Below are 989 nucleotides of genomic sequence, written 5' to 3'. Positions count from 1 at the left end.
GTGCCACGTCGATGCCGGCTCCGGTGAAGACGGCGTCGAAGGAAGCCGTGAACTTGGTGTCGCGGTCACGGAGGGGGAACTGGAACCGGTGGCCACGTTCGTCGAGGTCCATCAGTAGGTTCCGTGCCTGCTGGGTGACCCAGGCTGCGGTCGGGTGCTTCGTGGTCCCGAGAACATGGACGTGGCGGGTGGCGTGTTCGACGACGAAGAACACGTAGATCCGTTGCAGGAACACGGTGTCCACGGTGAAGAAGTCGCAGGCCAGCAGGCTGGAGGCCTGGGCGGACAGGAAGGTGCGCCAGGAGGTGTCGGCCCGGCGGGGTGCGGGGTCGATGCCGGCGCGGTGCGGGATCCGCCAGACGGTGGCGACTCCGACCGGGTAGCCCAGCCCGGCGAGTTCTCCCTGGATCCTGCGGTGGCCCCAGGTCGGGTTCTCCCGTGCGAGGCGCAGGACCAGCTCGCGGATCTCCCGGCGGACCGGCGGCCGACCGGGCGACTTCCGCGGGTAGGTCCGTTTGCGTGCGAGGAGGTCACGGTGCCAGCGCAGCACGGTGGCCGGGGTGACGAAGAACGAACCCCAGCTGGACCGGGGCAGCAGCCGGGACAGGGCTGCGAGGATCACCCGATCCGCCGGTTCCAGGACCGGGCCGGTTCACCTGCCGGCGCAGCACCGCCACCTGATGTCGCAGGACAAGGAGCTCCGCCTCCTTCGAGGTGTCCCCACGCATCCGGAGCAGCATCAGCCCGAGAGTGTTCCGTGTCAGGGCGTAGAGCAGCGACCACACCATGACCACCCAGCCTGCCCGACACGGACCCCGGCCCGTAGGTAAACGCGCAGGTCACCGCCCAAATCGGGGTTCTGAGTGGGCGTTCTGTACGCTTTTGCCGGGCCTCAGCTTGAGTTGATCTTTTGGGTGTGGGGCTGATCGTCTTGCGGTCGGCGGCTGGTGCGTTCTGCTGGAAGACATGGCAGAACGCAAGCCCTACCC

1 pseudogene is annotated in these 989 nt (G+C 67.9%); it reads right to left on the bottom strand.

The annotated features are described in order from the left end of the window. A pseudogene (locus FMEAI12_RS02255) lies at nucleotides 1–788 on the bottom strand (helix-turn-helix domain-containing protein); the annotation flags it as partial. Nucleotides 789–989 lie beyond the last annotated feature (201 nt).

The sequence above is a fragment of the Parafrankia sp. Ea1.12 genome (genome assembly GCF_900465275.1).
In the GTDB taxonomy this organism is placed as follows: domain Bacteria; phylum Actinomycetota; class Actinomycetes; order Frankiales; family Frankiaceae; genus Parafrankia; species Parafrankia soli.
Note: the sequence above shows the minus strand (reverse complement) of the source record. Positions and strands in the feature narration are given on the sequence as shown.